Source organism: Zhongshania aquatica, assembly GCF_027257955.1.
In the GTDB taxonomy this organism is placed as follows: domain Bacteria; phylum Pseudomonadota; class Gammaproteobacteria; order Pseudomonadales; family Spongiibacteraceae; genus Spongiibacter; species Spongiibacter aquatica.
In genome coordinates, this window is sequence record NZ_JANZNQ010000096.1 from 1 (window position 1) to 691 (window position 691).

Below are 691 nucleotides of genomic sequence, written 5' to 3' on the forward strand. Positions count from 1 at the left end.
GCAAGTCGCCGTGCATCCTCGCGTTCATCATGCCGGTGGCCACACCACCGACCCATTGCACATGGCCAAAGCACATCGCAAACATCAGGAGTGGTCACCCCAGCGGTTTCTGAGCTGGGCAGCGAGTATCGGCCCCCATGCCGAGACCGTCATTGAGCATCAGTTGGCGAGTCGTCGTCACCCTGAACACGGTTATCGCGCCTGCCTCGGTCTGCTTAATCTCAGCAAGAAGTATGGCAAAGCGCGCTTAGAAGCCGCTTGTCATCGCGCGGTACACATCGGCGGTATGCATTACAAAAACATCGCTTCCATCCTCAGCAATAGCATGGACAAAGTCCCGATCAATACCGCTGAAACCGAGTCGAAAACCACCTTGCCACTGACGCATGCCAATGTGCGTGGCAGCGATTACTACCATTAACCCCAGTCCAAACCTAAGCCCAAATTAAGCTAAAACCAAAACCAAAACCAAAACCAAAAGGAAACACACCATGAACCACCAACACACTCTGCAACTGCTGCACAGCCTGCGACTCACCGGCATGGCTGATGCCCTTGCTCAGCAACTGGATCAACCCACCACCTACGAGGAGCTGGGCTTCTTCGAGCGCCTCAGCTTACTGGTCAATAGTGAGTCTACTTGCCGAGACAACCGTAAAATTGTCCGCTTACTGAGACAGGCTAAATTGAG

General features: G+C 53.5%; 1 protein-coding gene and 1 pseudogene. Both read left to right on the forward strand.

Going from position 1 to position 691, the window contains the following annotated elements; translation table 11 throughout:
- Positions 1-421 (forward strand): annotated as a pseudogene (locus tag O9X78_RS20790) (IS21 family transposase); the annotation flags it as partial.
- A gap of 70 nt (positions 422-491) precedes the next feature.
- On the forward strand, positions 492-691 hold a 200-nt coding region (locus O9X78_RS20795), incomplete at its 3' end, for an ATP-binding protein (RefSeq protein ID WP_269621595.1).